The sequence below is a fragment of the Cryobacterium cheniae genome (assembly GCF_004403395.1).
GTDB classification, from domain to species: domain Bacteria; phylum Actinomycetota; class Actinomycetes; order Actinomycetales; family Microbacteriaceae; genus Cryobacterium; species Cryobacterium cheniae.
Genome location: NZ_SOGN01000047.1, coordinates 19,091 through 32,753, shown reverse-complemented (window position 1 = coordinate 32,753; position 13,663 = coordinate 19,091). Strand labels below are relative to the sequence as shown.

At 68.7% G+C, this 13,663-nt stretch carries 12 protein-coding genes; 10 read left to right on the top strand and 2 right to left on the bottom strand.

Annotated features, from left to right (window positions below; all coding sequences use genetic code 11):
* The first annotated feature begins 9 nt into the window (after nucleotides 1-9).
* From E3T23_RS11315 to E3T23_RS11275, 9 genes are all read left to right on the top strand, one after another.
* Nucleotides 10-1,110: a BMP family lipoprotein gene (locus E3T23_RS11315; RefSeq protein ID WP_134370474.1), complete on the top strand. Its 1,101-nt coding sequence runs from the start codon at nucleotides 10-12 to the stop codon at nucleotides 1,108-1,110.
* A gap of 166 nt (nucleotides 1,111-1,276) precedes the next feature.
* The gene (locus E3T23_RS11310; protein WP_134370473.1) at nucleotides 1,277-2,797 is read left to right on the top strand and encodes an ABC transporter ATP-binding protein; all 1,521 of its coding nucleotides are present in this window, start codon (nucleotides 1,277-1,279) and stop codon (nucleotides 2,795-2,797) included.
* Nucleotides 2,794-4,062, top strand: coding sequence for an ABC transporter permease (locus E3T23_RS11305; protein ID WP_174843875.1), 1,269 nt, complete (start codon nucleotides 2,794-2,796; stop codon nucleotides 4,060-4,062). The genes E3T23_RS11310 and E3T23_RS11305 overlap by 4 nt, the downstream gene beginning before the upstream one ends.
* Nucleotides 4,059-5,354, top strand: coding sequence for an ABC transporter permease (locus E3T23_RS11300; RefSeq protein WP_420898324.1), 1,296 nt, complete (start codon nucleotides 4,059-4,061; stop codon nucleotides 5,352-5,354). The genes E3T23_RS11305 and E3T23_RS11300 overlap by 4 nt, the downstream gene beginning before the upstream one ends.
* 5 nt (nucleotides 5,355-5,359) lie before the next feature.
* Entirely contained in the window at nucleotides 5,360-5,788 is a 429-nt protein-coding gene (locus E3T23_RS11295; protein ID WP_134370506.1) for a cytidine deaminase, read from the top strand.
* A 2-nt stretch (nucleotides 5,789-5,790) separates the two neighbouring features.
* Nucleotides 5,791-7,104 (top strand): thymidine phosphorylase, encoded by a 1,314-nt coding sequence (locus tag E3T23_RS11290; protein ID WP_134370472.1) that lies wholly within the window; start codon nucleotides 5,791-5,793, stop codon nucleotides 7,102-7,104.
* Nucleotides 7,105-7,167: 63 nt separating this feature from the next.
* Nucleotides 7,168-8,283 carry an adenosine deaminase gene (locus E3T23_RS11285; RefSeq protein ID WP_134370471.1) on the top strand — a complete coding sequence of 372 codons (1,116 nt, stop codon included), beginning with the start codon at nucleotides 7,168-7,170 and terminating at the stop codon, nucleotides 8,281-8,283.
* Between the two features lie 43 nt (nucleotides 8,284-8,326).
* On the top strand, nucleotides 8,327-8,791 hold the full coding sequence (locus E3T23_RS11280) for a PTS sugar transporter subunit IIA (protein WP_134370470.1): 465 nt from the start codon (nucleotides 8,327-8,329) through the stop codon (nucleotides 8,789-8,791).
* Entirely contained in the window at nucleotides 8,788-9,060 is a 273-nt protein-coding gene (locus E3T23_RS11275) for a PTS sugar transporter subunit IIB (RefSeq protein WP_134370469.1), read from the top strand. Before E3T23_RS11280 ends, E3T23_RS11275 begins: the two co-directional genes overlap by 4 nt.
* A 162-nt stretch (nucleotides 9,061-9,222) precedes the next feature.
* Here E3T23_RS11275 and E3T23_RS11270 read toward each other — a convergent pair whose 3' ends face one another.
* Both E3T23_RS11270 and E3T23_RS11265 read right to left on the bottom strand, forming a co-directional pair.
* Entirely contained in the window at nucleotides 9,223-10,935 is a 1,713-nt protein-coding gene (locus tag E3T23_RS11270; protein ID WP_134370505.1) for a phospho-sugar mutase, read from the bottom strand.
* A 161-nt stretch (nucleotides 10,936-11,096) separates the two neighbouring features.
* A complete protein-coding gene (locus E3T23_RS11265) occupies nucleotides 11,097-11,930 on the bottom strand; it encodes a purine-nucleoside phosphorylase (protein WP_134370468.1) in 834 nt (277 codons plus the stop codon).
* Between the two features lie 192 nt (nucleotides 11,931-12,122).
* Between E3T23_RS11265 and E3T23_RS11260 the strand changes: the two genes are divergently transcribed.
* A complete protein-coding gene (locus E3T23_RS11260; protein WP_134370467.1) occupies nucleotides 12,123-13,559 on the top strand; it encodes an NAD(P)H-quinone dehydrogenase in 1,437 nt (478 codons plus the stop codon).
* The last annotated feature ends 104 nt before the right edge of the window (nucleotides 13,560-13,663 follow it).

Here is a 13,663-nt window from a genome sequence, read left to right as displayed (position 1 = left end):
GAGGTCATTATGACAATCATGAAACGACGGGTCGCTTTCAGCGGCCTTGCCACGCTGGGCGTCGTGGCCCTTCTCGCAGCCTGCGCGCCGGCGCCGACCGATGAGGGTTCCGGGAGTGGCGCCGAATCGGACTACCTGCCCTGCATCGTCTCCGACTTCGGCGGCTTCGACGACAAGTCCTTCAACCAGTCCAGCTTCGAGGGCATCACCAAGGCGTCCGACGAGCTGGGAATCGAATTCCAGCAGGCCGAGTCCAAGTCGGAAGACCAGTACGGCCCGAACGTCTCCAGCATGGTCGACCAGGGCTGCGACTTCGTCCTCACGGTCGGCTTCGCCCTGGCCAACGCCACCCGCGACGCCGCCCAGGCCGCGCCGGACACCAACTTCGCACTGATCGACTCCGCGCTCTCCAACGACGACTTCAGCCCGCTGGAGCTCGAGAACGTGAAGCCGGTGCTGTACGACACCGCGCAGGCCGCGTTCCTGGCCGGGTACCTGGCTGCGGGCACCAGCAAGACCGGTGTGGTCGGCACCTTCGGTGGACTCCAGTTCCCGTCGGTCACCATCTTCATGGACGGTTTCGTCGACGGCGTCGCGTACCACAACGAGAAAAAGGGCACCAACGTCACGGTCCTCGGCTGGGACAAGGCCGCACAGACCGGTCTGTTCGCCGGTGGCTTCGACGACATCAACCAGGGCAAGGCGCTGAGCACCGGGCTGATCGACGGCGGCGCTGACATCATCCTCCCGGTCGCCGGACCGCTCTTCCAGGGCACCGCTCAGGCCATCCAGGACTCCGGCAAGGACGTCGCCATCATCGGTGTCGACAGCGACCTGTTCGAGACCACGCCCGAATTCGCTTCGCTGTACCTCACCTCGGTGCTCAAGCAGATGACGGATGCCACCGAGCAGATCATCCTCGACGACGCCGAGGGTACATTCTCGGCCGACCCGTACGTCGGCACGCTCGAGAACAAGGGCGTCGACATCGCCCCGCTCCACGACTGGGAATCCAAGGTCGACCCCGCGGTCATGACCGAGATCGAGGCCATCAAGGCCGACATCATCAGCGGCACGCTCAAGATCGAGTCGCCCGCGACCCCGAAGTAGCACTAAAAGGCAGTCGGGGGAGGCACGCACCATGCGGGCCTCCCCTCCTGCGTTAACCGGGCGGCAGCGCCGGCCGGCCTGATACACAGTCGAACGAACCCCGCCACCCCGCCAACATATGAGCAAGAGCATCAACTTTCGCTCGTCACTGAATAGAATCGTCCACATGAAGCTCGAACTTCGAGGCATTACGAAGAGATTCGGTGCCCTGGTCGCGAATGACCACATTGACCTCACCGTCGAGGCCGGAGAAATCCACGCACTGCTCGGCGAAAACGGCGCGGGGAAATCCACCCTGATGAACGTGCTCTACGGCCTGTACCGGGCCGAGGAGGGCGACATCCTGCTCGACGACGTGGTGCAGCACTTCAGCGGCCCCGGCGATGCCATGGCCGCGGGCATCGGCATGGTGCACCAGCACTTCATGCTCATCCCGGTGTTCACCGTCGCCGAGAACGTCATGCTGGGGCACGAGGAGACCAAAAGCGGCGGTCGTCTCGACCTGCCGGCGGCCCGCAAACACGTGCGTGAGATCTCCGCGCGATTCGGGTTCGACGTCGACCCGGATGCGCTGGTCGAAGACCTCCCCGTCGGCGTGCAGCAACGGGTCGAGATCATCAAGGCGCTCTCGCGCGACGCGAAGGTGCTCGTCTTCGACGAGCCCACCGCCGTGCTCACGCCGCAGGAGACCGACGAACTCATGGTCATCATGCGCCAGCTCAAGGCCAGCGGAACCTCCATCGTCTTCATCACCCACAAACTGCGGGAGGTGCGCGAGGTCGCCGACCGGATCACCGTCATCCGTCTGGGCAAGGTCGTCGGCGAGGCGTCCCCGACCGCCAGCAACGTCGAACTGGCCACCCAGATGGTCGGCCGTGCGGTCGACCTCACCGTGGACAAGTCCCCGGCCGTGCCCGGTGAGGCGGTTCTCTCGGTGAAGAACCTCACCGTGCTCGACCCTCACGGCCAGGTTTTGGTCAACAGCGTCAGCTTCGACGTGCACCGGGGCGAGATCCTCGCCATCGCCGGGGTGCAGGGAAACGGCCAGACCGACCTCACCGAGGCGCTGATGGGCCTGCAATCGCGGGTTTCGGGGGAGATCATCCTCGAGGGCAAGTCGCTGCGCGGGCACTCGGTGCGCCAGGTGCTCGACGCCGGAGTCGGTTTCGTTCCCGAGGACCGCAACGAAGACGGCCTGGTCGGCGAGTTCACCATCGCCGAGAACCTGATGCTGGACCGCTCGAACGCGCTTCCCTTCGTCAAGCGGTGGAACGTGCAGCGCACTTTCCTCGCCGCGTTCGCCGAGAAGAAGGTCACGGAGTTCGACGTGCGGGCCCAGGGCATCGAGACCCCGGTCGGCAAGCTCTCCGGCGGCAACCAGCAGAAGGTCGTGCTCGCGCGCGAGCTCGGCCGCGACCTGCGCCTCTTCATCGCCGCCCAGCCCACCCGCGGGCTCGACGTTGGATCGGTGGAGTTCGTGCACGAACGCATCGTGGCCACCCGCGATGCCGGCACGCCCGTCATCGTCATCTCGACCGAGCTCGACGAGGTGGCCGCCCTCGCCGACCGGATCATGGTCATGTACCGCGGTCGCATCGTCGGCATCGTTCCCGGTGACACGCCGCGCGCCGTACTCGGTTTGATGATGGCCGGCGAAACGCCCGCCGGAGAAGGAGCTGCCGCGTGAGCGCGACACAGGGTCCCACGACCACGTCTGGAACACCGGCGAAGCCGGAGCCCGACCAGCCGTCCCGCTGGAACCAGGCGTTCCGCGAGATCACCACCGGCAACGCGATCATCTCCGTGCTCGCCGTCGTGCTCGCCCTCTTCGTCGGCGGCATCATGATCGCCTTCACCAACGACGGAGTGCAGGAGGCGGCCGGCTATTTCTTCTCCCGGCCGGGCGACCTGCTGCGGGAAATCTGGAACTCCGTGGCCGGCGCGTACTCGGCCCTGTTCCAGGGCTCGGTCTACAACTTCCGCCGCCCGAGCTTCGCGGCCGGCATCAAGCCGCTCACCGAGACGCTCACCTTCGCGACCCCGTTGATCATGGCCGGGCTCGGCGTGGCGCTGGGCTTCCGGGTGGGAATGTTCAACATCGGAGGCCGCGGTCAGATGCTGATCGCCGCGGCCCTCGGCGGCTGGGTCGGCTTCGCGGTCGACCTGCCCTACGGCCTGCACATGGTCGCGGCGCTGGTGGCCGGCATCCTCGGCGGCGCCCTCTGGGGTGGGATCGTGGGTCTGCTCAAGGCCCGCACCGGCGCCCACGAGGTGATCACGACGATCATGCTCAACTACGTCGCGTTCTATCTGGTCAGCTACCTGCTGCGCGAGGGCTTCCTGAAGACCCCGGGATCGAACAACCCGAAGAGCCCGGCGACGAAGGCCACCGCGGTCTTCCCCGATCTGTTGGGCTCGACCTATTCCCTGCACTTCGGGTTCATCCTGGCCATCGCCGCCACGGTCTTCACCTGGTGGCTGCTGTCCCGGTCGAACCTGGGCTTCCAGTTCCGGGCCGTGGGACTGAACCCGAACGCGGCGCGCGTGGCCGGCATCAGCGTCAAGCGCATCTACGTCTACGCGATGCTGTTCTCGGGCGGACTGATCGGCCTGGCCGGCATCAACCAGGTGCTCGGCACCACGACCAGCGGTTTCGGCGCCGGACTCGACTCGGGCATCGGCTTCGACGCGATCACGGTCGCGCTGCTGGGCCGGTCCAAACCCTGGGGTGTGTTCGCGGCCGGCATCCTGTTCGGCGCGTTCAAGGCCGGCGGCTTCTCGATGCAGGCGGCCGAGGGTGTGCCGATCGACATCGTGCTCGTCGTTCAGTCTCTGATCGTGCTCTTCATCGCGGCCCCGCCGCTCGTGCGGGCCATCTTCCGCCTGCCGGCTCCTGGCTCCGCGCCCCGCCGTGCACGGCCCAACGTTTCCCAGGAGGTGGCTGCAAAGTGAGCACCGTTGCTCCGGCCGTCCAGCCCGTTTCGCCCGCCGCGGACGATCGCCCCGACTTCGAGAATGTGAAGAGCTGGAAGGCTCCGATCGCCCTCGGGATCTTCACCGTCTTCGGGTTCCTGCTCTTCGTGGCCTTCGGCCGCGAGGGTGTCAGCACCATGCGGCTCTCCACCACGAGCGACCTGATCCAGCTTCCCGATCTCGAGCTGCCCACCCTGCTGACCGGCATCGTCATCAGCGTGCTGCTGCTCCTGATCACGGGCGTGAGCGCCGCTCTGGTGCAGTCCCGGCGCAAGGTGCCGATCTGGCTGATCGCCGTCTTCGCCGTGCTTTTCCTGATCGGATTCCTGGCCTGGGCCGCCGCCGGCGAGACCATCCCGGTGCCCGGGCTGCTCTTCGGCTCGCTCAGCCTGGCCGTGCCGCTGATCTTCGGTGCTCTCGGCGGCGTCATCTCGGAGCGGGTCGGCGTGGTCAACATCGCCATCGAGGGCCAGTTGCTCGCCGGGGCGTTCACCTCGGCCATGGTGGCCTCACTGACCAACCAGCCCATCCTCGGCCTCATCGCCGCCATGTTCGCCGGTGTGCTCGTCTCGATGGTGCTCGCCTCGTTCTCGATCAAGTACTTCGTCGACCAGGTCATCGTCGGTGTCGTGCTCAACGTGCTCGTGATCGGCGTCACCGGCTTCCTCTACTCCCAGGTGATGGCGCCCAACGCGGCGCTGCTCAACCAGCCGCCGCGTTTCGAGCGCATCAATATCCCGCTGCTCAGCGAGATCCCGATCATCGGACCGGTCTTCTTCCGCCAGACGCTGATCGTCTACATCATGTACGTGGCCGTCGCCGTGGTGTACTACGGCCTCTTCCACACCAAATGGGGCCTGCGCCTGCGCAGCGTGGGCGAGCACCCGCAGGCGGCCGACACCGTGGGCATCAACGTCGGCCGCACCCGGTTCTGGAACGTGTCGCTCGCCGGCGCGATCGTCGGCCTCGGCGGCGCCTACTTCACCCTCGGTTCGGTCGGCGCGTTCGGCAAGGAGATGACCGCCGGAGCCGGCTTCATCGCCCTCGCGGCCGTGATCTTCGGCCGCTGGGATCCGATCCGGGCCACCCTGGCCGCCCTCCTGTTCGGCTTCGCGACCAACCTGCAGAACGTGCTCAGCATCATCGGGTCGCCGGTGCCGAGCGAGTTCATGCTGATGCTGCCGTACCTGGTCACCATCTTCGCCGTCGCCGGGTTCGTTGGAACGTCCCGGGGACCGGCGGCATCCGGCAAGCCGTACATCAAATCGTGACCGCCATGATGCCGGGCGCGCTGCCCGCAGCCGGCGAGATCGACTGGGGTGTGCTGCGGGAGGCCGCGACCGCCGCCATGGGCAAGGCCTACGTGCCGTACTCGAAGTTTCCGGTGGGCGCCGCGGCGCTCGTCTCTGACGGGCGGGTGATCAGCGGATGCAACGTCGAGAACGCCTCCTACGGTCTCACCCTCTGCGCCGAGTGCGCCCTCGTCTCCGTGCTGCACCTGACCGGTGGGGGCCACCTGGTGGCGTTCACCTGCGTCGACGGCCACGGGCGCACGCTGATGCCCTGCGGCCGCTGCCGCCAGTTGTTGTACGAACACTCCGCACCCGGCATGCTGCTGGAAACCGTGTCGGGTGTGCGCACCATCGATGAAGTGCTGCCGGACGCCTTCGGGCCGAGGCAGCTCGCCGAATACCAGGAAGAGTAGCCGTGAGCACCAGCCAGAACCGTATCGAGGCCTTCGACGCCGTGGACCTGATCCACGCCAAGCGTGATCGGGGAGAACTCAGCACGCCGCAGATCGACTGGCTGATCGACGCGTACACGCGCGGCTACGTCGGCGACGAGCAGATGGCCGCGATGACCATGGCGATCTTCCTGAACGGCATGAACCGCCGCGAGATCAAGGATCTCACCATGGCCATGCTGAACAGCGGTGAGCGGATGAGCTTCGCCGGCCTCGGCAAGCCGACCACCGACAAGCACTCCACCGGCGGCGTCGGCGACAAGATCACCCTGCCGCTGATGCCACTGGTGGCCGTCTTCGGCGCGGCCGTGCCGCAGCTTTCCGGGCGCGGCCTCGGCCACACCGGCGGCACCCTCGACAAGCTCGAATCCATCCCCGGCTGGCGTGCGCATCTGACCAACGAGGAGATGTTCGCGCAGTTGCAGGAATTCGGCGGCGTGATCTGCGCCGCCGGCGGCGGTCTGGCCCCGGCCGACGGCAAGCTCTACGCGCTGCGCGACATCACCGGCACCGTCGAGGCGATCCCGCTGATCGCGTCGTCGATCATGTCGAAGAAGATCGCGGAGGGCACCGGCGCCCTCGTCCTGGACGTCAAGTTCGGGTCGGGCGCGTTCCTGAAAGACATCGAACGCTCCCGCGAACTGGCCCACACCATGGTGGCGCTCGGGGAGGACGCCGGTGTGGCGACATCCGCTCTGCTCACCAACATGAACGTGCCGCTCGGGCTCGCGATCGGCAACGCCAACGAGGTGCGTGAATCGGTCGAGGTTCTCGCCGGCGGCGGGCCGGCGGATGTCGTCGAGCTCACCGTGGCCCTGGCCCGGGAGATGCTCGCGCTGGTGGGCATCACCGACGTCGATGTGGAGTCCGCCCTCACCGACGGGCGCGCCATGGACAAGTGGCGCAATGTGATCCGCGCGCAGGGCGGCGACCCCGACGCGCCGCTGCCCGTGGCCCGCGAGACCCACGTCGTCACCGCCACGCGCGACGGGGTGCTCGTGGAGCAGCAGGCCCTGCCGTTCGGCATCGGCGCCTGGCGCCTCGGCGCCGGCCGCGCCCGCAAGCAGGATCCCGTGCAGCACGCCGCCGGTATCGACCTGCACGCCAAGCCCGGCGACACCGTGCGCGCCGGCCAGCCCCTGTTCACCCTCAGTGCCGACGAACCCGAGCGTTTCGCGCGGGCCCTGGAGGCCGTGGAGGGCGCCTACCGGATCGGCGACCCCGGCGAGCCCGTGCAGGACGGCGGACCGCTGATCGCCGAGCGCATCGGGCGCTGAACCGCCGGGTCGGTCAAAACAGTGAGACTCCCAGCACCCAGAGGCTAGATTAGGGGGGTGAACATGAGCCTTGAGGACTACCTGCTGCCCGGTGTCGGCACCAGCATCAACGCGCTACCGAAGATATCCCTGCACGACCACCTCGACGGCGGCCTGCGCCCGCAGACCATCATCGAGCTGGCCGACACGGTCGGGCTGGCGCTGCCGGCGACGGATGCCCGCACGCTGGGTTCCTGGTTCAGCACCCAGGCGGACTCCGGCACCCTGGTCGACTACCTGAGAACCTTCGAGGTGACCTGCGGCGTGATGCAGACCCGCGAGGGTCTGGTCCGCGTGGCCCGCGAGTTCGTGGAGGACCTCGCCGCCGACGGCGTGATCTACGGGGAGATCCGCTGGGCCCCCGAGCAGCACCTGACCCGCGGCCTCACCCTCGACCAGACGGTCGAGGCGGTGCAGGAAGGCATCGAGGCCGGCATCGCGCTGGTCGCCGGCACCGGGTCCCGCATCCGGGTCGGCCAGCTGATCACGGCCATGCGCCACGCCGAGCGCAGCCTGGAGATCGCGGAACTCGCCGTGCGGCACCGCTCCAACGGGGTCGTCGGCTTCGACATCGCCGGCGCCGAACTGGGGTTCCCGGCGCACCACCACAGGGACGCGTTCGATTTCCTCGCCAAGGCCTTCCTGCCCGTCACCGTGCACGCCGGCGAGGCCGACGGTCTGGAAAGCATCCGCGGGGCGCTGTACGACGGTCGGGCACTGCGCCTCGGCCACGGCGTGCGCCTGGCGGAGGACATCGTGATCGGCCGCGAAGACGCGGAGAACACCTATGTCACGCTCGGCCCGGTGGCCCAGTGGGTGCGCGACCGCGAGATCGCCCTCGAACTCAGCCCGTCGTCGAACCTGCAGACCGGCGCGATCGCGGCCTGGGGCGACGACCTCCTGGACCACCCGTTCGACCTGCTCTACCAGCTCGGCTTCCGGGTCACGGTGAACACCGACAACCGCCTGATGAGCAACACCACACTGAGCAAGGAACTCGCGCTGCTCAGCGATGCGTTCGGCTACGACCTCGACGATCTCGAGGTGTTCCAGCTCAACGCGGCGCAGGCCGCGTTCCTGCCGCTGGACGAACGAGAAGAGCTGGCGGACACCATTGTCGCCGGGTTCGAAAGCGCCTGAGCGACTCGCGAAGCCGACCACCCAACATCCCGTGAGAGTTCCCATGCCCCTTCCGCCCCTGCCCCCCGAAGCCATCGCGATCGGCGTCCATGTCGACGACTGGCGCGCAGCGGTGACCGCCGCCGGCGAGGCCCTCGAGCGCTCCGGCGCCACGGCGCCCGAGTACACCCAACGCATGATCGCCGTGATCGAGGAATTCGGTGCCTACGTGGTCATCGCCCCCGGGCTGGCGCTCGCCCACGCCCGGCCCGGCCCCGACGTGCACTCCGAAGGCCTCAGCATCGTCACCCTGGCCGATCCGGTCGCGTTCGGGCACCCGCACAACGACCCGGTCAGCGTGGTGCTCGGGCTCGCCGTCACCAGCTCCGACGAGCATGTGCTGCTCGTGGCCGAGCTGGCCAACGTCTTCAACGACGCGCTCGTCATCCCCTCCCTCGCCGCGGCGACGGATGCCGACACCATCCGCGCCCTGCTCGGCGTGCCCACATCGACCGAGGAGCCCTCATGAAGATCGTCGCCCTCTGCGGGGTGGGAGTGGGAACTTCCGCCATCCTCAAGATCAACGCCGAGCGCGCGCTGGAGCGCCTCGATATCGAGGCCGACGTGACGGCGACCGACGTCGCCGGGGTGAGCACTGTCGGCGCGGATGCCCAGGTCATCCTGACCTCGTCCGAACTGGTCGCCGCCATCGGCAAGACCAACGCCGACATCGTCGTGATCGACAACTACTTCGACGTGGACGAACTCGCGGCCAAGCTGGAAATCGCCCTGGGCTGACCGCCGGTCTGCTGCCCGGCGGGGCCCCCGGCTGCCGGTGGCTCGTTCGCCCCGTGTCGTGGCGCTGTAGCTGCGCCGCTGCGCCCATGGCGTGCCACGCGCGCAGCGGCGCGGCACCAGCGCCGTGCGCACCGGTGCCGCTCCGCTCCGCGGATCGTGTTGTTAGGCGATCAGCTCGTGCATGCCCCGGTCGAGCTCGGCCAGGGTCGCCTCGGCGGCGGCCCGGCGCTCGGCGACCGTGCCGACGGAACTGCTGGTGTCCAGGTAGACCTTGAGCTTGGGCTCGGTGCCGCTCGGGCGCACCATGACGCGTGAGCCGTCGGCCAACCGGAGGCGCAGCACGTCGCTGGGCGGCAGGCCGTTGAAGCCGGCGGAGAGGTCGTCGATGTGGTCCACCGCGAGGGTGCCGACGAAGGCCGGGGGAGTCTCGCGCAGCCGCGTCATGACCCGCTCGATCTCGGTCAAGTCGGTGACGCGCACGGAGATCTGGCCGGAGGCGAAGTGGCCGAAGCGTTCGCTGAAGTGGTCGAGGTGCTGGGCGAGGGTGACACCCTGCGCCTTCAGCTCGCTGACCAGGGACAGCAGCGCCACGGCGGCGGAGATGCCGTCCTTGTCGCGCACGCTTTCCGGGTTCACGAGATAGCCGAGGGCTTCCTCGAAACCGAAGATCAGGTCGGGCGCACGCGACACCCACTTGAAGCCGGTGAGGGTGTCGGTGAACCGCAGTCCGTAGGCCTTCGCCACGGCCTCCAGGGCCGGGGTGGAGACGATGGAGCAGGCGAGGGTGCCGGTGGCACCGCCGTCGCCGGTGACGCTCGCGGCGAGTTCCGCGGCCCGCCAGCCGAGGATGGCCCCGACCTCGTTGCCGCTGAGGCGCCGGTAGCCGGGGAACCCCTCCTGCGGGATGGCGATCGCGAGGCGGTCGGCGTCGGGGTCGTTGGCGATGATCAGCTCAGCGCCGGCCTCCCGGGCCGTCTCGTAGGCGAGGTCCATCGCGCCGGGTTCCTCGGGGTTGGGGAAGGAGACCGTGGGGAACGCGGCATCCGGGGCGATCTGGGCATCGACGAGCGTGGGCAGATCGAAGCCGGCGGCCTCGAACACGCGGCGGGTGGTGTCCCAACCGACGCCGTGCAGGGCCGTGTAGACGGTGTTGACCTGCACGCGCGGCCTGGCCGCGAGGCCCGCCGTCGCGTCGATGTAGGCCTGAACGACCGATTCGGGGGCGGTCTCGTAGGGCGCCCGGGGCAGATCGGGAACCCGTTCCTCCGCGGCGACGCGCAGGATCTCGGCCGCGATCGCGGCGTCGTCGGGGGAGACGATCTGGGAGCCCTGGTTGGCGTCGCCCAGGTAGACCTTGTAGCCGTTGTCCTGGGGCGGATTGTGCGAGGCGGTGACCATGATGCCCGCGCCGACGTCGAGGTGGCGCACTGCGAAGGCGAGCACCGGGGTCGGCAGCAGGCGGGGGAGCAGGATGGCGCGGACCCCGGCGCCGGCCATGATCGCGGCCGAGTCGGTGGCGAAGACCTGCGAGTTCTTGCGGCCGTCGTAACCGATGACGACGGAGGGGACCCGCCCCGGGGCGGTGGTCTGCTTCAGGAATGCGGCCAGGCCGGCGGCGGCCTGGCCGACGAGCACCCGGTTCATCCGGTTGGAGCCGGCTGCGATGGCGCCGCGCAGCCCGGCCGTGCCGAAGGCGAGGCGCTCGTCGAAACGGTCGTGCAGTTCCGCGAGTGCGGCGGCGTCGCCGTCGCCGGCCCCGCGGAGCAGGAGACGCAGTTCGGCCTGGGTTTCGGGATCGGGGTCCTGGCCGAGCCAGGCGTTGGCCACGGCGATCACGGTCGCGTCGGCGTCGGCGCTGATGGTGGCGATGACCATCGTGTCGGGGAGGGTCGTCTCGGTGGCACCGGAGTCCGGAACGGCCTCCGCGGCGGAGGAGTGCCGGCCGCGTGTTGCCGCGGTGGCGGCAGCATCCGTGCCGTCGGTTCCCGCGCCGGTGTTCTGCGGGCCGGTGTTCTGCGGGCCGGTGTTGTCGAGGCTCACAGTGCGGCCACGATCCGGGCCAGCAGTGCGCTGATGACGGGCTCGGCGAGCTTGCCGGCCTCGAGCACCTCGGAATGGCTGAGCGGCTCCTGCTGGATGCCGGCCGCGAGGTTGGTGATCAGTGACAGGCCGAGGATTTCCATGCCGGACTGGCGGGCGGCGATCGCCTCGAGGGCGGTCGACATGCCCACGATGTGGCCGCCGATGACCTTGGCCATCTGCACCTCGGCGGGCGTCTCGTAGTGCGGGCCGCGGAACTGGCAGTACACGCCCTCGTCCAGCGACGGGTCGATGCTGCGGGCCAGGTCGCGCAGGCGGCGCGAGTAGAGGTCGGTCAGGTCGACGAACGTGGCACCCTCGAGCGGAGAGTCGGCCGTCAGGTTGATGTGGTCGCTGATCAGAACGGGGGTGCCGGGCTTCCAGGTCTCCCGGATGCCGCCGGCACCGTTGGTGAGGATCATGGTCGTCGCCCCGGTGGCGGCGGCGGTGCGCACGCTGTGCACGACCCGGCGAACGCCGTGGCCCTCGTAGTAGTGCGTGCGGGCGCCGATGAGGAGGGCGCGCTTGCCGCTGGGCAGCAGCACCGAGCGCAGCGTGCCGGCGTGGCCGGCCAGTGCGGGTGCGCTGAAACCGGTGATGTACTGCGCGTCGAGGGTGTGCGTGGTCTCGCCGATGAGGTCGGCCGCCTTGCCCCAGCCGCTGCCGAGGGTCAGGGCGATGTCGTGGCGGGCCACGCCGGTGGCCTCGGCGATCTCAGAAGCGGCGGTCCGTGCAACATCGAACGGGTCGGTTTCTGGCACGTCGAGGGGATTAATGTCGGTCTTCAGCATCCCCCTACTCTAATTGCCCCCCGATTTCGTTCACGGTCCGTTGTCCGAAAGTGGCGGAGATTCTGCATATGAGCAGCCGGAAAGGGGACGGAACGTCAGTTTTGGGCAGAATCGCCGTCGAATCGGTGCGTGCGGGGCGAGCGGGGACCGCGGGGTTTGGCGGCGGACGCGCCGGGGCAGGAGAATATGAGCATGGCCTACGACTTCGAACGCAAGCAGCGCATCGCTATCCTCGGCGGAGGCCCCGGCGGGTACGAGGCCGCCCTGGCCGGCGCCCAGCAGGGCGCCGAGGTCACCCTGGTCGAGCGTGTCGGCGTCGGCGGGTCGGCCGTGATCACGGATGTCGTCCCGTCCAAGTCCCTCATTGCGACGGCCGAAGCCACCAACTCGATCCATGACGCCACCGAGCTCGGCGTGCAGCTGTTCGTGCGCGGTGTGAGGGACAAGCCGGCCCGACCCGAGGTGGCGATCAACCTCGCCGCGGTCAACAAGCGGCTTCTCGCCTTGGCCCGGCAGCAGTCCGAAGACATGAAGGCGACCCTGATGCGCGCCGGGGTCAACCTGGTGCACGGCCACGGCCGGCTCGACGGCACCAGCGGCGTGATCGTGTCCACGGCCGAGGACGGCTCCGGCATCGACTTCGACCGGATCGAGGCCGACACGATCGTCGTCTCCGTCGGGGCGACCCCGCGCATCCTGCCCACCGCGATCCCCGACGGCGAACGCATCCTCACCTGGACGCAGCTCTACAATCTGCGGGCCGTGCCCGAGCACCTCATCGTGGTGGGCTCCGGCGTCACCGGGGCCGAATTCGCCTCCGCGTACCGGGCCCTCGGCGCCCAGGTCACCCTGATTTCCAGCCGCGACCGGGTGCTGCCCGGCGAGGACGCCGACGCCGCGAACGTGGTCGAGAACGTCTTCAAGCGCAACGGCATGGTCGTGCTCAGCAAGTCCCGCGCCGAGTCCGTCGTGCGCACGGAGGGCGGTGTGCTGGCCACGCTGGCCGACGGCCGCACCGTCGAGGGCAGCCACTGCCTGATCGCGGTCGGATCCGTGCCGAACACGACGGGCCTCGGCCTCGAGGAAGCCGACGTGCAGCTCACCGAATCCGGTCACATCCGGGTCAACCGGGTCGCGCGCACGTCGATGCCGAACATCTACGCGGCCGGGGATTGCACGACCGAGCTGCCGCTGGCATCCGTCGCCTCGATGATGGGGCGCACCGCGGTGTTCCACGCCATGGGCGACGCGGTCAACCCGATCGAGATCCGCAATGTCGCGGCCAACATTTTCACACAGCCGGAGATCGCCACGGTCGGCTGGAGCCAGAAGCAGATCGAGGACGGCCTGACCCGGGGCAGCATCTACAAGCTCCCGCTGGCGTCGAACCCGCGGGCCAAGATGATGGGCATCAAGGACGGCTTCGTGAAGCTGTTCGCCACCACCACCACGGGTACCGTCATCGGGGGCGTGATCGTGGCCCCCAAGGCCAGCGAGCTGATCTTCCCGCTCGCCCTGGCCGTGGAGCACCGCCTCACCGTCGACGAGGTCGCGCGGGCGTTCCCGGTCTACCCGTCGCTGACGCATTCGATCACGGATGCCGCCCGCGCCATGCACATCGTGCTCTGACCTTCCCCCACCGGTCTTCCGCCTCAACGCCGAGTTGCGGACATGACGCCTTCGTTTCCGTAGCGAGGGTGTTAATGTCCGCAACTCGCGGGTCAGCGGTCAGG